Below are 22,607 nucleotides of genomic sequence, written 5' to 3'. Positions count from 1 at the left end.
TATATCTAACTCTTAAAACAAATCAATAAAAACATCAGTGTGATGAGGACTAAAAAGTATCGTTTATGGGCAATAGCCGCCCTTGTTGTGACTGTAACCGGGTTTGCCTCCTGTCTGAAATCAGATGACACCACGCCGCAAAGGCCGCCTGCTTATTTCTGGTTCATAGGTGCTTATACCGGCCATATAAATATGGACCTGTATGATAATGGCGCCAAGCTGAACTCGTCAGCGCTGACCTATGATTTTACCGCACCATACCAGGCAGACGGCGGCATACATATTTTTACATTCAAGAAGAACGGTTCAGACAGTACACTGGCTGAAGACACCAACCTGTATGACTCCCTGCAATCCTACACGCTCATACTGCATGGTGACAGCATTACCGGCGCTGAAGTGGCCGCCATTCACGATGACTATTCATCTACCAGCACCTCCAAGGTGAACTACCGCTTTTATAACCTGAGCACCAGCGCAGGCCCGGTAGATATGTACATTAACGATAGTAAGCTGTCAGGCAATGTATATTATGCCGGCCAGGCAGGCTTTCCCGGCGTCTTTAACACCACCGATGCAACCGGTTCCGGCAACGTGTCTATTAAAATAAAAGCAGCTGGTAAAGACTCACTGATTGCACAAAAAGATAATGTGCCCCTGAACGTGGGCTACCCTTATACCATTTACCTGAAGGGTGATAAAAACGGAGCCGATGACCGCAAGCTGGCCGTTGGCATAATACTGCACAATTAATGCGCTGCAGTAGCCGCTGAAAAAAGTTTTATGTTATTCTAAATGGGCCGGACAAAATGTTCAGCCCATTTTTCGTTTATACCCCTGCACATTATTGTGCTGCTTTCACTTTTTTACTGTAGGTTTGCCCAGGTCAACCATCCTTTTTATGTTATGACACAACTTGCAGAAAGATTATCGCGTATCTCAGAGCCGGAAACCATTAAGATGGCTAAATTAAGCCGGGAGCTGAAAGCACAGGGCATTGATATTGCCGACATGAGCATTGGAGAGCCTGATTTTGACACCCCTGCTCACATCCGGGAGGCTGCTAAAAAGGCTATTGATGAAGGATATACGCACTACACTCCCGTGGCCGGCTATGCCGACCTGCGGCAGGCCGTTGTGCACAAATTAAAGCGTGATAACGGGCTTGAATATACGCCGGAACAGATCATTGTATCTACCGGCGCCAAGCAAAGCATTGCCAATGCGGTAATGAGCATTGTAAACCCGGGTGATGAAGTGATCATCCCTACCCCCTACTGGGTTACTTATTCAGAGCTGGTGAAGCTGTGCCAGGGCATAGTAAAGTTTGTGCCCTGCAGTATTGAAAACAGGTACAAGATTACGCCGGAACAGCTGGAAGCGGCCATTACGCCCAAAACAAAACTGTTCATGTTCTCCAGCCCGTGCAACCCTACCGGCGCAGTATATTCAAAAGACGAGCTGGCGGCGCTGGCCACCGTATTTGCCCGGCATCCGCAGATACTGATTATTGCCGACGAGATTTATGAATACATTAACTATGTTGGCAAACACGAAAGCATTGCGCAGTTCGGGGAACTGAAAGACCGTGTTGTTATTATTAATGGTCTTAGCAAAGGCTTTGCCATGACCGGCTGGCGCCTGGGTTACCTGGCAGCGCCCGCAGCTATCGCCAAAGCAGCAGATAAGATACAGAGCCAGTTTACATCTGCCACCTGCTCTATTACGCAGCGCGCCGCCATAACAGCCCTTACCGGCGATCTTACAGCGCCTATGGCTATGGTAGCGGAATTTAAGGAACGCCGCGCTTTTGTTTATAAAGCCCTTTCCGACATACCTGGTCTGAAGGTGTTAGAGCCGGAAGGCGCCTTTTACATGTTCCCGGATGTAAGCGCTTTTTTTGGTACTGCTTATGAAGGCAATACCATTAATAATGCAACGGAGCTGTGTATGTACCTGCTGCATAAAGCCCATGTTTCGGTAGTCACCGGCGCTGCCTTCCAGCAGCCGGGCTGTGTTCGCATCTCCTATGCCAACAGCATGGAAAGGCTGGCGGAGGGAATGAAGCGCCTGGCTGAAGGACTGGGGAAGCTGAAGTGATTTGCATATCTGCATATTTGCACATCTTCTCGCATATTTGCACATTTAATATATATATTTGCGTGAAAATAATGCTACTTCATGCCATCCAGTCAAACACTCCTGTACATTGTAATTACAATTGGCGCCATTGCCCTGGTATATATGACCATCAAAGACCTGGTAAAGCCTAAAAAGCAGGAAGAACCGGCTGCTGCGCCCAACCCGAATGCCAGCGCCACTGTACTGCCCCTTCAGCTGCAGGCTTATGAACGCCTGGTGCTGCTGGTAGAGCGCATTAACCCGCAGAGCCTTATCAACCGCCTGTATATCCAGGAAATGACGGTGGTAGACATGCAGATAGCGCTGGTGCAAACCATTAAAGCAGAATTTGACCATAATATTTCCCAGCAGATCTATGTATCTCCTGCTGCCTGGGAAACGGTGAAAACACTGAAAGAGCAAACCATTACACTTATTAACCAGGTTGCTTCTCAACTGCCGGCCGATGCGCCTGCCAAAGAGCTGAACATTCCCATACTGGAAGCGTTTATGCAGGCTGGTGAGTCGCCTTCAGAGCTGGCCAGCCAGATATTGAATGCCGAAGCAAAGAAGATCATGAAGTAATTACAGGTTATCAATTACAGATTACTTCTCCACCATATTCACCCGCTTGGGTCTTATTACTTCGTATAGCAAATAGCTTCTGCCGTTAAAGGAAATATACAGGGGCTCTCCCATGTACCAGGGCGTACCGGGCGGCGTTTTGGCGTGCGCCTGGATATGCAGGTGCGGTTCGGAGCTGAAGCCGGAATTGCCCACGCAGCCCAGCGCCTGGCCCTGTTGTACCCACTGTCCTTCATGCACCACCACGCTGCCTTTTTTCATATGCGCCAGGAAAACATAGCTGCTGTCTGTTTCCAGCAGCACCTGGTTGGTATTCTGCGGACCGCGGTCCATATTGGGGGGAATATTATCGGGGTTATCGCTGTATGCCCGCAGCACCCGTCCGCTGCAGGGAGCGTAAATGGTATCGTTAAAGATCTCGTAATCTTCCAGCCGGCTGCTGAATATTTTGTTGGCCCTGCCGCCCCAGCTGTTCAGCTTTACAATATCCATTGCATAAATGGCGCCCCTGAGGCTGTAATGAAACAGGTTGGTAGGCAGCCCTTTACCGCCCTGCAGCACAAAGTACCGGCCTGTTTTCAGCGGAAAGGCCAGCTCCACCTTCTTTTGCCGGAGGCCCGTAGTGCCGGTAAAATAAGTAACACACAACAGCACAAAAATTCCGGTCCACAATAAAGATATTACCCGTTTCCAGGGCCGGGGCGGCGGCGCCTTTACGCTTTTTTTACGCACCAGCCCCGATAGCAGGCAAAGCAGCAGCAATACGCCAAATACATACTTGGCATGCACCGTAAGATATACCCAGGTGCCGTACAGGTAAATAAACACGCCAAAGGAAAAAGCCATGAGGGCTTGCGACCAGCCATAGCGGAAAGACTTACCGGTGGCCCGGAACATAAAATACAGGCTTAATAATGCTAACGCCAGGGTAAGTGACAGGATTCCGTAGATGAACATATAAATATTGTGCAACGATGTGCAAACCTAACATGTTTTATAAAACTAGCCAGGCCTGATTTAAAACAACAAAATTATGTAACATTGTTTATGGAAAAACACGTTACAGATGCCGGTATTGAAATACAACCGGTATATACGCAACCCGTGCCCATGCAGGAGCTGCCGGGGCAGTTTCCCTTTACCCGCGGCATACACGCCTCTATGTACCGCGATAAGCTCTGGACCATGCGGCAATATGCAGGGTTCAGCACTGCAGAAGCATCCAACCAAAGATACCATTACCTCCTGCAGCAGGGCGTAATGGGCCTAAGCGTAGCTTTTGACCTCCCCACGCAAATTGGATATGATTCCGACCACCCCATGGCAGAGGGAGAAGTTGGCAAGGTAGGCGTGGCTATTGATTCCCTGGAAGATATGGAACGCCTTTTTAAGGGCATTACGCTGGAGCAGATCTCTACTTCCATGACCATTAACGCTACCGGGTTTATTTTACTGGCTTTATATATTGCCCTGGCCAAAAAGCAGGGGGCAGACCTGAAGAAAATATCCGGCACCATACAGAATGATATACTCAAAGAATATGCCGCCAGGGGCACGTTCATTTATCCGCCCCAGCCTTCTATGCGGCTGATCACTGATATTTTTGCGTATTGCAGCCGGGAGGTGCCCAAGTGGAACACCATTTCCATCAGCGGGTACCACATCCGCGAAGCGGGCGCCAATGCGGTGCAGGAGCTGGCCTTTACCCTTTCTAACGGCAAGGCATATCTGAAAGCTGCCATTGACAAGGGGCTGGATATAAACGTATTTGCACAGCGCCTCTCTTTCTTTTTTAATGCGCATAACCATTTGTTTGAGGAGGTGGCCAAGTTCAGGGCCGCCCGCCGCATGTGGGCGCACATTACCCGGTCGTTGGGCGCAACAGACACCCGGGCGCAAATGCTGCGTTTTCATACCCAAACCGGCGGCAGCACCTTAACAGCACAGCAGCCCCACAACAACATTGTGCGGGTAGCGGTGCAAACGCTGGCAGCTACGCTGGGCGGCACCCAATCATTACATACCAATGGTTTTGACGAAGCCCTCTCTCTCCCTACAGAAGAAGCAGCCCGTATTGCGCTGCGCACGCAGCAGGTCATTGGTTATGAAAGCGGTATAACCGATACCGTGGATCCGCTGGCCGGCTCCTACTACGTGGAGGCGCTCACCAATGAAATAGAGGCGCGCGCCTGGGAGCTGGTAGAAAAGATAGATGCCATGGGCGGCGCTGTAAGCGCCATTGAGCAGGGCTTTATACAGGAGGAGATTGCCCGCAGCGCCTACCGGTACCAGCAGCAGGTGGAAAAAGGCGAAAAGATTATTGTAGGCGTAAACAAGTTTACCATGGAAGATACGGCCGCGCCAGAGCTGTTCCGGGTGGATGACAGCATCCGCAAGGTACAAACGGAGCGCCTGCAGGCCCTCCGCGCCAAACGGGATAACGGCAAAGTACAGCAGCTGCTGCTGCAGCTGGAAACCGCGGCCCGCGGCACCGATAACCTGATGCCGCTGGTGGTAACAGCGGTGGAGCACTACTGCACCCTGGGAGAAATTGCTGATACGCTGCGGAAGATTTGGGGAGAACACAGGTAATTACGGATTGTTCTATTACGAAACGCAAAACGGTGCATTGCCCGTTCCGCTCTTGCGGAAAGCACTATTATAAGTAATTATGTAGCGAATAATTAGGAATGAATGCGGTGCCTGTATAGGACGTTGTGGCAATGGATATTTAGTAAATGCCGTCTGGTTACTTTGCAGAAAAGGCTGCAGGAAGAAGCGGCTGCTGCGCCGCTTCCAGGCGCATGCTATCGGAAATAATAGCTATGTATAATTGCGTTATGCATATCATTGAAAATAACAGCGGTTATAAATTGTGCACTGGGCTGCAAAGCGCACATTGCCCTTTGAGTTGAATGCAGCGGTGCTGCAGTAAAGATTTTGATTTTACTTTTTAACCTTTGCTTTTACTTTGTTCTTTATTTTTGCGAATGATTTAGTTGGACGGTTCAGTCCGCTAACTGTCCAACAGCAGACCGTAAACACACTTGCATGCGCTTGATCTACTATAACAGCTGCCCGCTTTGCGGGTCGTCCAACATCAGAGAGGTACTTACTGCACAGGATTACACCGTTTCAGGAGAAAAGTTTGAGATCTGGCATTGTGGCCATTGTACCGGGCGCTTTACACAAAATGTGCCTAGCAGCGGACGCATAGGCCGTTATTACCAGTCGCAGGAATACATCAGCCATTCTGAAACCCGCAAGGGATTGATCAACCGTTTATACCACAGCGTCAGGAAAATTACACTGCGCTCAAAAGCCAACTGGATAAAAGCCGCTACCGGCCTTAAACAGGGCCAGCTGCTGGATATTGGCTCCGGCACCGGCGCTTTCCTGCATTATATGCAGCAGAACGGGTGGAAAGCCAGCGGCCTGGAACCTGATGAACAGGCCCGCCAGAATGCGCTGAAACTGTATAAGGTAACAGCACAGCCGGTAGAACAGCTGTTTTCCCTGCCGCCTGCCAGCTTTGATGCCATTACTATGTGGCACGTACTGGAGCATGTGCATGAGATACATGCCTACCTGCAGCAGATCGGCGCCTTGCTGAAACCGGAAGGCGCGGTGCTGATAGCAGTGCCCAACTATACTTCACCGGATGCAGAGCATTACGGCGCCGCCTGGGCCGCTTACGATGTACCGCGGCACCTGTACCACTTCTCTCCTATGGCCATGGAGCAGCTGCTGAAGCAGCACAACCTGCAGATCGTGAAAAAGCACCCCATGGTATTTGACGCGTTTTATGTGAGCCTGCTCAGCGAAAAATACAAAACCGGCCATGGCCGCCTGCTGGCCGGCGCATGGAACGGATTGCTATCTTACCGGAAAGCTTTAAAGGAAACGGACCGCTGCAGCTCTATCGTGTATGAGTGCAAACTGTGGAAAACAGAACGCTGACGTAAAAAAGTAAAAAGTAAAAAGGTAAAAAGTAAAAAAAGCGGAAGGTATTAACCGGTTTGCCGGGGAAAGTACGGGTTGTAACCGAAAAAAGAAATTACTTGAAAAGCAGCCGGAGCAAGTGCTGCGGCTTTTTATATAATGCAAAACGCTGATTGTTTGGGAGCGTATCTCCCGCAATCAGCGTTTTGCTGTTAATACTATGCATTATTTATAACGGGGCTTTCGCAAGCGTTTTGCAATTAGCAATTGGCGTTGAGCAGCCGGCGTTGAGCAGTTAGCACCTATACTATGCGCAGCATAGCCGGCTTTCGCTTTTTACTTTTTGCTTTTTTACTTTTTACTTAATAAAGATAATTGAGCGCAATGAGGTCGTTTGCATTAAACGTACGGTTGCCGCCGTTAGAGCAGGCCAGCATCCAGGAAGCTGCATCGGGGCCGGTGGGTGTACCCGGAATATGAACAGCACCTACACCGGCAGAACCTTCGTTGCCGCCGCTGCCGCAGCTGTAAGCCCGGTTCATGTAATCCGTATGGCGGAAACCAATGCAATGGCCCATTTCATGCTGAATTACAGAACCTACATAGCTTACGTTGGGGTTGGTGCCGTAAGCCTGCGGATGTGTATTCATGCTAATGGAGTTGTACGGGTTGCCGCTGTTGGTGGGAAAGCCGGATGAGCCCAGGGTAATAAAGCCGCCGCTGGGGCCCTGGTAAAAACCGCGGATGGTAATGTCCGCGCTACCGCTGGTTACACGCTGGAACGTGAGCTGCAGCCCCAGTGCGTTATAACGGGAAATGGCCAGGTCAGTGCCGTCGATATAAGGCTGGGTGAGGCCTGTTACCTTTACCCGGATTACGCGGGGCAAACGGGTTACCAGGTTGTTGGTGCGGTACTGTTCTACTTCTGCAATGCGCAGGTTGGGGGAAGAAGAAACAGATGACAGCTCTTGCTCACTAAGCAGGATGTCGCCCTCTACCAGGTAGCCGCCGTCTACTTTGTGTACGTCGGCAGTGCTGAAGCCTTTATTGCCGATCTTCTGCAGTACATCCTGTGGGATCTTTTGATCTTGTTGTGCGGTTTCCGCATTGTCTTTCTGGCAGGAAATAAACAGGGCGCCTGCCACCAGGCAGCCTGCCAGGCCGCGGATTACTTGTTTGATCATAATAGATGTGGATTTTGGGTTTGGATAATTAAATTGATTTGCTCATGCATAGTATGTGTTTTCCAGGATAAAGCGTAGCCAGGCGCCTGGGCTGCAGGCACTACGGGTTCGTATATATGAAATCTGTGAACAATAAAAGATGAAAATGAAGGAAGGGTTCCCTTCAGCAGGTTTCAATTTTCACCAGTAAAATTCAAGAAATCAATGCTCCGGTTACGACAGATTTTGTGTTTCTAATGTGCTACTACTATTGGTGCTAAAACGCTCTGGTTCAGATTTTGCTTGTTTTCAATTTAGATCGTGGTTGTATCGATTATTCTTTTTCCCGTTCAATATTACAACATTCAAATAATTTAAAAAAAACATTTTCTGCCCGTCCTATAAAAAATTGGGATGCTGCTGTAATTGCATTAGTTTTATTATGTACAGTACATTTATCTTTCCTTACATGAGATACATTGCCGCCAGAACCTTATGGGTGCTATTGTTCCTCTATGCCCACCTGGCTGCGCATGCCCGGCAGGCACCAGGTACTGATACATTATTGCAACGGTATGCCATTTTACCTACCGCCAAAACCGCTAAAGACAGCAGCAATAAATCCGGTTTTTACCTGGTAAAGTTTCGCGTATATCCCGGTATGGCTGCACTACAGCCGCATGGTATTATAAAAACCATTAACCGCTTTTACTACATACTGCAGCAGCCGGTTACAGATACCCTGTTATTAAAAAAGGTGGTATATGCTTACCCGGCCAATAACAACTGGAAGTGTACAAACACATTGCTGCAAAAGCTGGAAAAGCTGCATGGTGCAGACAGCCTCACACTGCAGGTGCAGCTGGACAGCAGCACCATCCTTCCTGCCTGGTGCGTGGTGCAACGTAAGCCGGCTGACCGGCTGGCGGTTGTAAAAGTTAAAGCAGCCGACTGGCCCCGCTTTATTGCGCAGCCTGTGATACGGTTTGCAGACGCGATGCGCAAACCAAAAACAGAGATCATTATCAGCAGTAATGATATGACCTTAAACCGGGTAAGCACCGTACAGCAATTGTACCCGAACCTGCAGGGGCAAAATATGACAGTGTCTATTAAAGAAAACCTGTTTGACACAACAGATACTGATCTTACCGGCCGCTATACAGATGGCGGCATTGCCGCCACCCAGGTTGATGCACATGCCACCATTATGGCCACTCTTATTGCAGGCGCCGGCAATACCGGCCGGGAAGGCAGGGGCGCAGCCATTGGCGCGCACTTAACCTCCTCTGATTTTAACACTACACTTTTACCGGATGATGCCCCACTGTACGGGCAGCTGGGTGTGCGCGTGCAGAACCATTCTTACGGCACAGGCATAGAAAATTACTACGGTACCGAAGCAGCCGCCTATGACGCGCAAACCGTAAGCATGGATACGTTGCTGCACGTATTTTCTTCCGGCAACGACGGCAACCAGGCGCCCGCCGATGGGCTTTACAGCGGCATTGCCGGCGTAGCCAACCTTTCCGGTACTTACAAACAAGCCAAGAATGTACTGGTAGCCGGCGGTACAGATGGTGCAAACAACCTGCCCGCACTCAGTGCCAGAGGCCCCGCGTATGACGGGCGCGTAAAGCCGGAGCTGGTAGCTTACGGCCTGGACGGCACTTCCAACGCTGCTGCGCTTACCAGCGGCATTGCCACCCTTGTACAGGATGCTTTCCGCCGGCAATATGGCAAAACCCCTTCGGCAGCTTTGCTGAAAACCATATTGATCAACAGCGCAGACGATATTGGCGCCCCACAGGTCGATTACCAGACGGGCTTTGGCGCCATTAATGCCTTACAGGCGGTAACTACGGTAAAAGAACAACGTTTTTTGAGCAGCACTGTTGCCAACGGCAGCAGCCAGGACTTTACCCTTACCATACCTGCCGGCACACAGCAGCTGAAAGTAACGCTGGGATGGCCCGATCCGGCGGCAGCAGCCAATGCGACCAAGGCCCTGGTAAATGACCTGGACCTGTGGGTAACCGATGCCGCCAATACCCGCTATGATCCGTGGGTACTAAGCATCTTCCCTGCTGCCGATTCCCTGCAAGCGCCGGCCCACCGCGGGTTAGATACGCTGAACAATACCGAGCAGGTTACCATAAACGATCCCGGCGGCGTGGTGCACATACATGTAAACGGCCGGGCAGTGCCTAAAGGACCGCAGGCATTTTATGTTGCCTATGCATATATTCCAAAACAGTACTTCCGTTGGGATAACCCCGCCCCGCAAAGCAACTTTGCGGCACGTAACACGGTTCCCCTGCGCTGGCAAACCACGCATACCGGCACCGGCAATCTTTCATACAGCAGGGATAGCGTTACCTGGCAGCCCGTGGCGCAAAACCTGCTGCTGGCAAACGGCACTTACAGTTGGGAGCTGCCCGGCATTTTTTCCAAAGCCTGGCTGCGCATGCAAACAGCAGATACCACCTATACCAGCGCTGCTTTTTATATTTCGCCCGCGCCCGAGCTACACGTAGGCTTTAACTGTACAGATTCCACCCTTTTATACTGGCGGGCCATACCAGGCGCAAACGCTTATGACGTATATGCCCTGGGCAATCAATACCTGGAAACGTACCTGCGTACCCGTGATACCTTTATACTGGTACCCAAGCAAAGCGTAAGCGCCACCTGGTTTGCGGTAAGCGCCATACACCCCGATGGCTGGAGCAGCGTAAAAAGCTACGGGCTCGACTACCGCAACCAGGGCCTCAGCTGCTATGTAACCGCCCTGCTGGCCGACCCGCTAAATAATACGCAGGTACGCCTTACGCTTACCCTCGGCAGCCTGTATAACCTGAAAACCATCTGGTGGGAGCGGCTGAGCAGCAATACGTTTGTTCCCCTGCAGTCTACCGCTGTTACTACCGGCACTAACTATACCGTTACAGATGCATCGCCGCGCGCGGGTATTAACTATTACCGTGTAAGGCTGGAAACACAGGACGGGCGCATGTTGTATTCAGACACCAGCTCGGCCCTTATTACCGGCAAAGACAATGCATTTTTACTGTTCCCCAACCCGGCCACCACTACCCTGCTGCTGATAAGCCGGGAGCCGCAGGCGCGCGTATGCCAAATCACAGACATGAACGGGCGGCTGGTACGCAATTTTATTGTAGCCAGCCTGCAGGAAAGTATTAATGTGAGCACACTGGCCCCCGGCGGGTATGTGCTGGCGCTGTATGAAGGCGGGAAACGGGTGTTTGTGAAGCAATTCGTCAAGGAGTAATTGTAATTACGAATTATTCAATTACAAATTACGAATTGAATGCAGCGGATAACGGCAGGAGGAATGATTACCTGCCTGCTTTTAAGAACAAGCCTTTAATAAAATATTATGGTTATAAGAACCGGGATTAAATTGAAAGCACAGTAGCTTAAAATGAACCGGCTACCGGAATAGCTAACCAACACTTCATAAAAAAAATTACGAATTACAACCTGAAAACCCAATGGTCTTCATTCGTAATTCGTAATCTTAATTATTAATTGTTAATTCTTAATTATTAACTATTACAGGTGTATCGCTTCTCCGTAAGCCACTTCTATGGCGTCTTTTACAGATTCGCTCATAGTGGGGTGCGGGTGTATTGAGTCCAGCACTTCCTGGTAAGTGGTTTCCAGCTTGCGGGCGGTTACAGTTTGTACAATAATCTCCGTTACATTGGAACCGATCATGTGCGTACCTAACCATTCGCCGTACTTGGCATCAAATACTACTTTAATAAAACCTTCGGTTGCGCCGGCGGCAGTTGCCTTACCGGAAGCAGTGAAGGGGAATTTACCTACTTTCACTTCGTAGCCGGCTTCTTTGGCTGCTTTTTCGGTATAGCCTACAGAAGCAATTTCCGGTGAGCAATAGGTACAACCCGGTACATTGTTGTAGTCAATGGGTTCGGGTTTATGCGCATATTTCTTTTCGTTGTAAGCAATAGCCTCTACGCAGATAATGCCTTCTTTGGAAGCTACGTGCGCCAGGGCCTGGCCAGGCACCATATCGCCGATGGCGTATACACCCGGTACATTGGTTTGGTAGTATTTATCAACCAATACCTTGCCTTTATCGGTTTTAATGCCCAGGGCTTCCAGGCCTAAGTTCTCGATGTTGGCGGTAATACCTACAGCGCTCAGCACCACATCTGCTTCCAGGGTAACTTCGCCTGTTTGGGTTTTTACCTTGGCTTTTACGCCGTTGCCGCTGATATCTACTGATTCTACAGAAGCATTGGTCATTACATCAATACCTTTCTTCTTGTAGATCTTTTCCAGCTCTTTGGAAATATCTTCATCTTCTACCGGTACTATGCGCGGCAGAAATTCAACGATGGTTACCTTGGTGCCCATGCTGTGATAGAAGTAGGCAAATTCAACGCCGATAGCGCCGGAACCCACTACGATCATGGATTTGGGCTGCTGGGGCAGCACCATTGCTTCGCGGTAGCCGATCACTTTTTTGCCGTCTATTTTCAGGTTGGGCAGCTCACGCGCGCGGGCGCCGGTAGCCAGTATAATATGCTTTGCTTCGTGGGTGGCGGTTTTACCGTCCTTGTCCTTCACTTCTATCTTGCCCTTGCCTTTTACAGTGGCAGTACCCATGATCACATCAATCTTGTTCTTCTTCATCAGGAACTGAACGCCCTTGCTCATTTTATCTGCAGAACCGCGGCTGCGTTTAACCACTGCTTCAAAATCCGCTTTGGCATCGCCTACGGTAATACCGTAATCTTTGGAGTGCTGTATATATTCAAAAACCTGCGCCGATTTCAGTAAAGCCTTGGTAGGGATACAGCCCCAGTTCAAACAAATACCGCCTAAGCTCTCCCGCTCTACCACGGCCGTTTTAAATCCCAGCTGAGAAGCCCGGATAGCAGCCACATATCCGCCGGGGCCGCTACCTATTACGATTACGTCGTATGCCATAATGCTTAATTTTAAGTAAAAAACTTGCCAAAGATAGTTAAAGATGGCAGAAATAAGAAGAATTACGGATTGGACAATTACGAATTACGAATTAATTAAATCGATATTGATTATGAGTAAGTTGTAAAGCATTACCAATTAGCGGATTATAAGAGTACAAAGTATTGCCGCCAGGGCAGGCTTGTTTACCTGGAGCACCCCGGCTCCAGGACAATTTGCGGGATAGCCGGCGCCATTAATGGTATTGGCAGCTGGCGGATAACAGTAACACAGGCGCCGCGTGGTTGGCTAACAGGTTATCCATTATAACGCAGCAATTACCGCAAAAAAAAAATTACGAATTACCAACCGAAGCTCGCCGCTCCCATTCGTAATTCGTAATTCGCTAATGCGTAATTGACTATCGCAGGTCAACTACTTCCACCCCCGGGTATTTTTTCGGGTCAAAGGTGAAGGTAGCATCGGATAAGTTGGTGTTGGGCGTAAAGCTGGTGATCTCGTACGTATACTGGTTGCCATTCTTTTCAAACACCTTCATCCTGGCAATGTTCTGGTTCTTTTTATCAACAGAGAGGATCACCTTAAAAATATTCTTGGACTTATCGGTAGGCGTCATTTCTATATTCTGCAGGGTTTTGCCCTTTTCAGTGGTTTCCCCGTCCAGGCGGTACAGGAAATCCTTGTCATAGAAATTGGTGAACAGCTTTGCCGGTGTAATGGTAGTGGCGCTCTGGTCCACGTTATTAATCGTTACTTCGTTCACATCTTTAGCATAAGTCCAGGAAGTTTTGTTATCACTGATGATCTCCTGCCCTTCCATAGCTACTTTATACTTGGATCCTTTCAGGTACACGGTACCTTTTTTGGAGTCATTCACACTGTTATTGCCGCCCTGTATCTTCAGTACAAAATTGGCAACCACCGATTTAAGGGATTTAAATTTCCTGCTCACATTATCCAGCACCGCTTTGGCTTTCGGATCGTTTTGCCCAAGGCTGCCGCGTGTTTGAGCCATACCACTTAATACAACTCCGCCTATGAGCATACCTATTAATACAATTTTCTTCATTATTATCTTATTTAGCGTTTCTAAGTCAAATGTTATGCCGGATTGGCAATAGCTGCCGGCTGCTGGTTGATAGCTGTTTGCCGGCGCGAAATTAGCAGTTAGGCTGTAAGCGACCTCTTAAAATTATGTTAAAAGCTATTGAGTATCTCTTCCAGGTCGGCTTCTGTTTTTACCAGCACATCGCGGGCTTTGGAGCCCATGTTGGGCCCTACAATGCCGGCGGCTTCCAGCTGGTCCATTAAACGGCCGGCGCGGTTGTAGCCCAGCTTCATGCGGCGCTGCAGCAGGGAGGTTGAGCCCTGCTGGTTTTGCACAATTACCCGGGCCGCTTCCTCAAACAGCGAGTCGCGGTCCTGCAGGCTGAACTCCTTGCCTTCCAGCTCTTTTTCATCCACATACTCCGGCAGCATAAAAGCTTCGGGGTAGCCGCGCTGCTCTCCAATAAACTCAGCCACCTTTTCCACCTCAGGCGTATCTACAAAGGCGCACTGCAGGCGTACCAGTTCCCCGTTAAAGGAAACCAGCATATCGCCCTGCCCTATCAGCTGTTCGGCGCCGCCAATATCCAGGATGGTGCGGGAGTCTATCTTGGAAGATACCTTAAAGGCTATACGAGCCGGGAAGTTGGCTTTAATGGTACCGGTAATAATATTTACAGACGGGCGCTGTGTGGCAATGATCAGGTGAATACCCACGGCGCGGGCCAGCTGGGCCAAACGGGCAATAGGCATTTCCACCTCTTTGCCGGCGGTCATGATCAGGTCTGCAAACTCGTCGATCACCAACACTATGAAAGGCAGGTAGCGATGGCCTTTCTGCGGGTTCAGGCGGCGCTGTACAAACTTGTTGTTATACTCGCGGATGTTGCGGGTGCCGGCTTCCTTGAGCAGGTCGTACCGCACATCCATTTCAATACATAAAGCATTGAGGGTGTGTATCACCTTTTTGGTGTCGGTGATAATCGCATCTTCCTCACCGGGCAGCTTGGCCAGGAAATGCTTTTCAATAAGCTTGTACAGGCTTAGCTCCACCTTCTTGGGATCTACCAGCACAAACTTCAGCTGTGAAGGATGCTTTTTATATAGCAGCGATACCAGCAGGGTGTTAATGCCCACCGACTTACCCTGGCCTGTGGCGCCGGCCATCAGCAGGTGCGGCATTTTGGCCAGGTCGGCAATAAAGTTCTCGTTATCTATTTTTTTACCAATGGCAATGGGCAGGTCCATGTTATTTTGCTGGAACTTTTCAGAGGCCAGCAGGGCTTTGAGCGACACAATGCTCTTTTTCACATTCGGCACCTCAATACCAATAGTGCCTTTGCCCGGGATGGGCGCAATAATGCGGATGCCCAGGGCCGAAAGGCTCAGCGCAATATCATCTTCCAGGTTTTTGATACGGGAAATGCGCACACCGGCGGCAGGCACAATCTCGTACAACGTTACAGTAGGGCCTACTGTAGCGCTGATCTTTTGTATGGAAATATCGTAGTTCTTGAGCGTGTCTATGATCTGGTTCTTGTTCTTATCCAGCTCACTGGCATCCTGCACGATCTTTTCATTTATATGCGATTCCAGCAGGTCCAGGGCGGGATATTTATAATCCCGCAGGTCCAGCATGGGATCATAAGGATCGGCGTGTACGGGATCGCGCTGTATCTCTACTTCCTCGTCTATCTCTTCTTCCTCTTCTTTAAAGCCTTTTATTTCAAATGCCACTTCTTCCGGCAGGGAAGGCCGTTTCTTTTTCGGCGCAGGCTCCACGGTTTCCTCTATATATAACAACGGGCCGGCATCTTCTTCTTCCTCCTCCTCCTCTTCTTCTGTTTCCTCTTCTTCCACCGGCGGCGTAACAGCAGGCGGAATAAAGGTAACGCCGGGGTGCGGGGCAGCCCGCTCTACCAGCTGCAGATCTGCCGCATCGGCGTCGGTTTCTTCAGCAGGAGGTATTACCATTACGCCACCGTCACCTTTTACCGCATTTTTACGTTTACCCCTGGCCGTTGTTACCGGCGCTTCCTCTTCCATTACAGGCTCCGAAAACGGCGCCGGCACTTTTTCAGGACGCGGCTTGCGCTCGGGCCACTTAAAGTCGAAGTTGAACTTCCATACCAGCCAGGAAAGGCCGGCCACCAGCAGCATAAGGGCGGTACCGGTTTTGCCGATAAAGCCAATGCTCCAGCGGCTGATGGCGTCGCCTACTGCGCCGCCCCAGGGAAAACCATCGTGTATGGCAATAAAGGCCATAACGGTGCTGATGAACAGCAGGCCGAATAATATATGCTTGATGTTGCGCCATACGCGGAATACGCGCCGGCCTACAATAAAGTTGATACCCAGTATAAAGGCAAGGTAGCAGAAGAAATAAGAGGCCGCGCCAAAACCACCGTAAAAGAACCAGTGAGATACAAAGGCGCCCAACCTGCCCAGCAGGTTATCGACCTTAATATCGTTCATAAACAATACACTGGCGGCATACCGGAAAACCTTGTCCTGGTCTTCCTCCCAGGTAAAGAGGTAAGAGGTGAAGGCAATAAAAAGGTACACACACAGCAACAAGCAGATCATTCCCAATACTTTATGGGTGCGCTCGTCTTTCACCAGCTCTTTTACCTTCAGGTCTGCCTCCTTGTCTTTTTTGAGCACATTCACATCCGGCTGTTCTTTGCGTGGCTTTTTACTCTCAGGTTTTTCCGTTTTTAACTTGTTTTTTGACATATACGAGGTCAAAAATAGGAAAGAAAATTTTAATGTGGTGAAGCGGACAGGTTTACCACCGCCATAATCCAGCGGGCTATAAAATCCGGAACGGCCGGATCAATGGTTTGATCAATATCGGCGTATTCTGTAGCAGTGCAGGTTTTACAGGGCTGGAACAGGTGGTTAAGGCCGTCCAGGCTATGGGCGGTCACCTGCTGGTTGCCACCGGTAAGCACCGCCTTTTCAATGGCAGGCAGCTGCCGGGTAGCGTCCATCACTAGATCCCGGCTGCCGTTCAGCGCCAGCACCGGGCATTTAACCTTTTGATAATATTGTGCGGGGTCAAAGCGGATGGCGGATAAGCTATGTGGCGTGGTTTGCAGGGCAACCAGCTGCTCCATGCCGGCCTGCTCGTTTGCCGTCATGGGGCGGCCTGCCAGCTTGCGGTACATTTCCTGCAGCAGCTGCAGGCTTTTCTGCTGCGCTGCATCGGGATCGGTTTCCGTGGCCAGCATTTTGAACCAGGGCTGGGTATATTTAATATAGCGCTCAATGGAGGAGTCGCCTTTTTGCGGCATGGCCGCGCGCAGCATTTGCGCCATCTGCGCTTCCTGCTGCTGCAGGGCAGGCAGGCCGGGACCTGCCAGCGATATGAGGAACGCGATGCTGTCGGCCGGGCGGCTGGCAACAATGGCCGCTATGGCAGCGCCCTCCCCGTGGCCCAGCAGGCCTACCTGGTTATGGTCAATATCTTTCCGCTGGCGGATGTAGGCAATGGCGGCGCGCACATCGGCGGCCATATCATCATAGGTAGCATTGTCGTAGCTGCCCTTGCTGCTGCCGGCGCCGCGGTCATCCCAGCGCAGCACGGCAATGCCCCTGCGGGTAAAATAATCGGCCAGCACCGCAAAGGGCTTATGCCCGAACATGGTTTCATCACGGTCCTGGGGACCGGCATCGCCAAGCAGTATGACCACGGGGAAATGCTGCACGCTGTCAGGCGGGCGGGCAAAGGTGCCTGCCAGCGCAATGTTTTCATCTTCCAGGCTGCTGAACATCACCTGCTCCTCCCGGTACCCCACCGGGCCGTGGGGCTGCTGCGGACGGCGGTACACATCTGCCGGGTGGATCGTATCTTTTGAAAGCTGCAGGGGCGCCTGTTGGCCGGCCTGGGTGAGCGTGCCGTTAAACCGCTGGTTGGCGGCGTCCCATCCGCCTTTGTAGCTGAGGTCAATAACGTTTACCCGGAACCGTAGCGTGCCCGCGGTATAGTCCACACTGTCCATAGGCAGCGCCATATCGGTGCGGTCGGGGCTTTTGAGCAGCCCTTTATAGCCATGCCTGCTCTTTTCCAGCACAATCAGCAGGCGGTGTTTTTCGCCCGCATAGTTGCTGGACACGCCAAACCAGGCGCCGGAAATATTATGTTCATCCTGCGCGGAAACGGTAAGCGCCAGGCTGCAAAGCAGTATGGTGATGAAATGTTTAAGCATGGCTGTTTTGGTGACGGCTTTTTATTTTTTTAGCACGGCCAGTAGTAAGGAGATCCAGCCGGCAATGAACACCAGCCCGCCGATGGGCGTGATAATGCCAATATTACGGAGGCCCACTGTATTGGTCATTTTCAGGATGGTTAAAAAATACAGCGAGCCTGAGAACAGCACAATACCGATAATGAAGCAACGGCCGGCCCATACCAGCTGCGGGGAAGGAATATGCGCGTATAAGATACCCACCGCCAGCAGGGCAAATACGTGGTAGAACTGGTAGGTAACGCCGGTCTGGAAGGTACTTACCGACTCAGGGGGCACCAGCTCTTTGAGCTTATGTGCGCCAAAGGCGCCTAATATAACGGCCAGGGCGCCTAACATTGCCGCCCACACTAAAAAACCCTTATGCATGCTTTAATTCTTTTTCAAATGTATCGAGTGAAATATGATCGGATGCAATGATGTGCCGGGATTGCTGGTAAAAGGGCAGGCGCTCTGCCAGCTTTTTTTCTATGAAGGCGGTCAGATCTTCATCTGCCAGGTCCTGTATAAGCGGACGTTTGTACTTTTTACGTTGCAGGCGCTCTACCATGGTAGGTATGGAGGGGTTGAGCCAAACCGTGGTGCCGTTCTCGTTCATAAAATCCATGTTATCCTGGAAGCAGGGTGTGCCGCCGCCGCAGGAAACCAGGAAGGAAGGCTCCCGCAGCGCAAGCCCGCGAAGTATGGCGCTTTCCCGTTCGCGGAAATAATCTTCTCCCTTGGTGTTGAAGATGTCGCTAATGGCCATTTCCTCTTCTGCCACGATAATTTCGTCGAGGTCAAAATAGGGTAAGTTCCAATGTTCTGCGAGCTGTTTGCCCCAGTAAGATTTTCCGGCTCCCATGAAGCCGATCAGAAATATTCTCAACGTAATATGTTTTTATAGTTCGCGGTTGTCGGCTTCTTCCTCTTTCCCGGTCCATGCCAGGCACAGCTCCCCCTCCACAACATATTGCAAATATAGCCGCGCATTTTTATCCGGCCTGTTAAAATTAGCCGTAATAAAACCGGCGGGGCGGAAATCAAAGGCATCGAGCTGCATATGTTCTTTAAAATCAACGCTTCCCAGGCCATACCATTTATAGATAGCTTCTTTGGCGCTCCAGCAAACGGTTTGGTGGGCCAGGGTTTGATCAGGGTCGATAAAGGCCTGTTCTGCCGGGGCCAGGAACTTATGGGCCACCCTGCCTATTTTGGGCTGCATGGCTTCAATATCTATGCCTACGGCGTGTTTTTTACTGACAATGGCAGCCACATGATCGCGGCAATGGGAAATGGAAAAATGAAAGCTGTTGTCTGCCAGGTACGGCTTACGGCTTTTCATGATCCTGATGGCGTTCACGGGAAATTCCGGGAACAGCTCCAGCAGGAGGTAGCGGCCGGCAAAATGCTGCAGGCGCTTATGAGGGTGATGTATTTCCGGGGAAATGTTAACGCGTGTCCGGAAGAATGCCTCTTGTTCTTGTTCACCAATTTTCCACACTCCCAGCCTGGTAGCCTGATCCATTTGTATGGTACGTATTAATGGCATATCTTGGCAAATTAAAGCAGAAAGCCGAAAGCAAAAAGCAGAATGCTGATTATGTTTTATCGGGCTTCAGATTCCGGGCATTTTGCTTTATGCTTTCTGCTTTAAGCTTTCTGCTCAAAAAACCACTCAAACTTATGATCCTGTCTGATACACGTATCCTGGAGGAAATTGAAAAAGGCACTATCGTTATTTCGCCTTACAACCGCAAATACCTGGGCACTAATTCATATGATGTGCACCTGGGCAAATACCTGGCTACCTATAAAGACCGGGTGCTGGATGCGCGGGCGCATAACGAGATTTTGCATTTTGAGATACCCGCGGAAGGGTATGTACTGCAGCCCGGCACGCTTTATTTGGGTGTTACCGAAGAATATACCGAAACCCATGCGCATGTGCCTTTCCTGGAAGGCAAAAGCAGCACCGGGCGGCTGGGGATCGACATTCATGCTACCGCCGGCAAGGGAGATGTGGGTTTCTGCAACACCTGGACGCTGGAGATCTCCTGCGCACAACCGGTACGGATCTATGCGGGCATGCCTATCGGACAGCTGATTTATTTTGTAGTGGAAGGAGAAGTAGCCACCTTTTATAACAAAAAGGGAAATGCAAAGTATAACAGCAGAACCGTAAGGCCGGTAGAGAGTATGATGTGGAAGAATGATTTTTAATTTATTTCCTTCAGCTGCTGTTCCAGCTCCCGGTTGTTGGGCCAGCCCCCGCTTTCTTTCATGGCAATGAGCAGGTATTTTTTGGCTTCCGCCAGGGAGCCGGCAGTTCCACGTACTGTAGCGCCAGGCCATGGCGCTTTTTCAGCAGGCATCAGGTATTCAAAATAAATCTCTTTTTGTCCCATGCAGCTGATAATTACCCACCAGCTGGAATAGGCATCATCGTTATTAAGCAGCACCAGGCGGTCGTGGGAAGTAAGGCCCCATAAAGGCGTTTCCGGGAAAGTGGCATTAATCATTTCCAGGAAGGCCAGCATGGTGTAGCCTATTTCTGCCCATACAGCGCTGTGGGCGTCATTGACCAATGCAGCATAAACCGCTTCGAGTGACTGCTGCTTCTGTAACGAACATATTGTAATGGGCATTAAACAGGATGTTTGGGTTGGTGCTACACACAAAATAGGATATTCCGCGGGTATTTAAAAGTGATGAAGAGAATTAGAAACGGGGCCGGTACAGCACCTGTTTTATTTAGCTCCTGCATTATGCTGCTCCATTTGCTTAATAATATTGGTAACCTCCGACTCTGTGGCGCGCAGCTTTTGCTGGCAAAATTCAATGAGCACAGCAGCGCGTTTTACTTTTTCGGCCAGTATGTCTACCGGTACGGCTTCGTTCTCTATGTCGGCGGCAATAGCCCTCAGCTCATTGTAAGCGGCTTCATATGTCAAATGCTGTTCCATTAGTTTCATTTTTTTCGGTTACTGTAGCGTTTATCATAGCGCCGGTTAACAGTACCTGGATGTTGCTGCCCGGCGTAATGCCGCCGGGGCTGGCGGTTACCTTACCATCCTGGTACACCAGCGCAAACCCCCGCTTTAATATATTGGCAGGACTCATGAGCCGGAAAACGGTTTTGTGATGCTCCATTTCCGCATGCCTGTGCTGAAAATACATTCTGCTGAACGACCGGATGCCGGCTACTGTATTTTCCAGCTCGTTCCGTTTATGGGCCACCAGCATGGCTGGTTTGGACAATACCTGGTTAGAGGCTGCCAGCAGCTCCCTGTGCTTATGCAGCAGGATGGATTGCGTAGTGTTAATAATGCCGTGGTTATAACGCTGCAGCTGGTCTTTATGGCGGGCAAGCATGTTGCGCGACTGGTTCACGATAACGCTGTTCAGCGCGGATAAAACCTGGAAACGATGGGAGAACAGCTGCTGCGAGCGGATCACAATTGTTTTCTGCAGGTTCATGAGCCCGTCTTCAAACGCCTTGTTGTGCGCAATAATAAACTCAGCCGCCTTGGTGGGCGTTTTGGTAGGGCTGTGCGCCATGAGGTCTACCACTGTTTCATTTTTCTGGTGGCCGATACCGGTGATAACAGGTATGGGAAACTTAGCCACGGTTTTGCCCAGGCGGTAGGTGTCAAACAGCAGGAAGTCGGTTTGTGCGCCGCCGCCCCGGATGATCGCCACTGCATCATACGGCACATTGGAGTTAAAAATATCGATCAGGCGCTGCTGCAGTAGCTCTGCCTTTTCTTCACCCTGTACTGCGGTAAAGTAATTATGCAAGGTAAAACGGTAGCCGAAGCGGTTATTGTCCAGCGTATGCTTAAAATCCTGGTAGCCGGCGGAATTACCGGAAGATACCACCGCCACCCGTTGTATCACACGGTTTAACTGCAGCTGGTTGTTACGGGTGATATACTGCTCCCCTGCCTTTTGTATAAAGCCGGGGTTTTCATTTACCAGCCGGGCCAGCACTGCCTGTTTCTGCTGCTCCAGCATACCGATGGTAAAACCGGCATCTATATCCAGCACAGTTATCTGCAGGCCGTATAGGGTGTGGTAGTTAACCGCCACCATTACCAGTACATGAATACCGTTGGTAAAGGGCTGCCCGGTAATGCGCTCAAATTCTTTGATCTTGTCGGCGCCGGCGCCCCAGGCAACTGCCGCTACCTTGGCAACGATACCGGCGGCGCCTTCCTGCTTTTCTACCAGGTCAAAATAGTGATAGCCTTTTTGCCGGTAAAAGGAGTAGTTGGTAACATCAGCAATGATCCAATAGGTTTGGCCTGCAAACACCTGGTTAATGGTTTGCTGCACCTTGTTGGCAAGGTCGGATAACCTGATGGGCACTGTATTGGACATGCGGATTATAAAGTTGGCATTCTACGGCCACAAATAAAGGGAATTTTGTTAAAAATATGGAGATCAGTTTGAGAGAGGGGGAAGATGATTTTCAGGCCGCCATCTTACTGCAGTACCATTCTTTAACTTGGTAGTATCTGCGGTTCATATGAAC

General features: G+C 50.3%; 19 protein-coding genes. 7 read left to right on the top strand and 12 right to left on the bottom strand.

All coding sequences use genetic code 11. The features are described 5' to 3' along the window. Window positions 1-42 precede the first annotated feature (42 nt). The 3 genes from VFS25_RS21225 (at window position 43) to VFS25_RS21215 (ending at window position 2,706) form a co-directional block, all read left to right on the top strand. The gene (locus tag VFS25_RS21225; RefSeq protein ID WP_326464191.1) at window positions 43-753 is read left to right on the top strand and encodes a DUF4397 domain-containing protein; all 711 of its coding nucleotides are present in this window, start codon (window positions 43-45) and stop codon (window positions 751-753) included. A 153-nt stretch (window positions 754-906) separates the two neighbouring features. Further along, a complete protein-coding gene (locus VFS25_RS21220) occupies window positions 907-2,100 on the top strand; it encodes a pyridoxal phosphate-dependent aminotransferase (RefSeq protein ID WP_326464187.1) in 1,194 nt (397 codons plus the stop codon). A gap of 81 nt (window positions 2,101-2,181) precedes the next feature. After that, on the top strand, window positions 2,182-2,706 hold the full coding sequence (locus VFS25_RS21215) for a hypothetical protein (RefSeq protein WP_326464186.1): 525 nt from the start codon (window positions 2,182-2,184) through the stop codon (window positions 2,704-2,706). 21 nt (window positions 2,707-2,727) lie between these two features. Here VFS25_RS21215 and VFS25_RS21210 read toward each other — a convergent pair whose 3' ends face one another. Next, window positions 2,728-3,663 carry a M23 family metallopeptidase gene (locus tag VFS25_RS21210; RefSeq protein ID WP_326464185.1) on the bottom strand — a complete coding sequence of 312 codons (936 nt, stop codon included), beginning with the start codon at window positions 3,661-3,663 and terminating at the stop codon, window positions 2,728-2,730. Between the two features lie 90 nt (window positions 3,664-3,753). Here VFS25_RS21210 and VFS25_RS21205 point away from each other — a divergent pair, with 90 nt between their 5' ends. Continuing rightward, window positions 3,754-5,298, top strand: coding sequence for an acyl-CoA mutase large subunit family protein (locus VFS25_RS21205; RefSeq protein ID WP_326464184.1), 1,545 nt, complete (start codon window positions 3,754-3,756; stop codon window positions 5,296-5,298). A gap of 459 nt (window positions 5,299-5,757) precedes the next feature. Then, window positions 5,758-6,666: a methyltransferase domain-containing protein gene (locus tag VFS25_RS21200; protein WP_326464183.1), complete on the top strand. Its 909-nt coding sequence runs from the start codon at window positions 5,758-5,760 to the stop codon at window positions 6,664-6,666. 344 nt (window positions 6,667-7,010) lie between these two features. Here VFS25_RS21200 and VFS25_RS21195 read toward each other — a convergent pair whose 3' ends face one another. Continuing rightward, complete coding sequence (locus VFS25_RS21195; protein ID WP_326464182.1) at window positions 7,011-7,832, bottom strand: M57 family metalloprotease; 822 nt, start codon at window positions 7,830-7,832, stop codon at window positions 7,011-7,013. 448 nt (window positions 7,833-8,280) lie between these two features. Here VFS25_RS21195 and VFS25_RS21190 point away from each other — a divergent pair, with 448 nt between their 5' ends. Then, window positions 8,281-11,103, top strand: coding sequence for a S8 family serine peptidase (locus tag VFS25_RS21190; RefSeq protein ID WP_326464181.1), 2,823 nt, complete (start codon window positions 8,281-8,283; stop codon window positions 11,101-11,103). Between the two features lie 284 nt (window positions 11,104-11,387). Here the strand turns inward: VFS25_RS21190 and lpdA are convergent, their stop codons facing one another. The 7 genes from lpdA to VFS25_RS21155 form a co-directional block, all read right to left on the bottom strand. Further along, window positions 11,388-12,794 carry a dihydrolipoyl dehydrogenase gene (gene lpdA / locus VFS25_RS21185; protein WP_326464180.1) on the bottom strand — a complete coding sequence of 469 codons (1,407 nt, stop codon included), beginning with the start codon at window positions 12,792-12,794 and terminating at the stop codon, window positions 11,388-11,390. A gap of 400 nt (window positions 12,795-13,194) precedes the next feature. Beyond that, a complete protein-coding gene (locus tag VFS25_RS21180; RefSeq protein WP_326464179.1) occupies window positions 13,195-13,863 on the bottom strand; it encodes an outer membrane lipoprotein carrier protein LolA in 669 nt (222 codons plus the stop codon). A gap of 128 nt (window positions 13,864-13,991) precedes the next feature. After that, complete coding sequence (locus VFS25_RS21175; protein ID WP_326464178.1) at window positions 13,992-16,577, bottom strand: DNA translocase FtsK; 2,586 nt, start codon at window positions 16,575-16,577, stop codon at window positions 13,992-13,994. A 29-nt stretch (window positions 16,578-16,606) separates the two neighbouring features. Then, complete coding sequence (locus tag VFS25_RS21170; RefSeq protein WP_326464177.1) at window positions 16,607-18,052, bottom strand: alpha/beta fold hydrolase; 1,446 nt, start codon at window positions 18,050-18,052, stop codon at window positions 16,607-16,609. Window positions 18,053-18,073: 21 nt separating this feature from the next. Then, window positions 18,074-18,460 (bottom strand): DUF423 domain-containing protein, encoded by a 387-nt coding sequence (locus tag VFS25_RS21165; RefSeq protein ID WP_326464176.1) that lies wholly within the window; start codon window positions 18,458-18,460, stop codon window positions 18,074-18,076. Then, complete coding sequence (locus VFS25_RS21160; protein ID WP_326464175.1) at window positions 18,453-18,959, bottom strand: shikimate kinase; 507 nt, start codon at window positions 18,957-18,959, stop codon at window positions 18,453-18,455. Before VFS25_RS21160 ends, VFS25_RS21165 begins: the two co-directional genes overlap by 8 nt. Window positions 18,960-18,971: 12 nt before the next feature. Next, window positions 18,972-19,622 (bottom strand): 4'-phosphopantetheinyl transferase family protein, encoded by a 651-nt coding sequence (locus VFS25_RS21155; RefSeq protein ID WP_326464174.1) that lies wholly within the window; start codon window positions 19,620-19,622, stop codon window positions 18,972-18,974. 134 nt (window positions 19,623-19,756) lie between these two features. On the opposite strand from VFS25_RS21155, the gene dcd reads away from it, so the two are divergent. Then, complete coding sequence (dcd, locus tag VFS25_RS21150; RefSeq protein ID WP_326464173.1) at window positions 19,757-20,293, top strand: dCTP deaminase; 537 nt, start codon at window positions 19,757-19,759, stop codon at window positions 20,291-20,293. On the opposite strand, the gene VFS25_RS21145 is transcribed toward dcd, so the two are convergent. From VFS25_RS21145 to xseA, 3 genes are all read right to left on the bottom strand, one after another. Then, a complete protein-coding gene (locus tag VFS25_RS21145; protein WP_326464172.1) occupies window positions 20,290-20,718 on the bottom strand; it encodes a hypothetical protein in 429 nt (142 codons plus the stop codon). The genes dcd and VFS25_RS21145 overlap by 4 nt on opposite strands. A gap of 102 nt (window positions 20,719-20,820) precedes the next feature. Next, window positions 20,821-21,036 carry an exodeoxyribonuclease VII small subunit gene (xseB, locus tag VFS25_RS21140; RefSeq protein ID WP_326464171.1) on the bottom strand — a complete coding sequence of 72 codons (216 nt, stop codon included), beginning with the start codon at window positions 21,034-21,036 and terminating at the stop codon, window positions 20,821-20,823. Further along, the gene (gene xseA / locus VFS25_RS21135; protein WP_326464170.1) at window positions 21,014-22,453 is read right to left on the bottom strand and encodes an exodeoxyribonuclease VII large subunit; all 1,440 of its coding nucleotides are present in this window, start codon (window positions 22,451-22,453) and stop codon (window positions 21,014-21,016) included. The genes xseB and xseA overlap by 23 nt, the downstream gene beginning before the upstream one ends. Between the last annotated feature and the right edge of the window lie 154 nt (window positions 22,454-22,607).

This window comes from Chitinophaga sp., assembly GCF_035761305.1.
GTDB lineage: Bacteria > Bacteroidota > Bacteroidia > Chitinophagales > Chitinophagaceae > Chitinophaga.
This window is presented reverse-complemented; position numbering and strand designations above follow the sequence as displayed.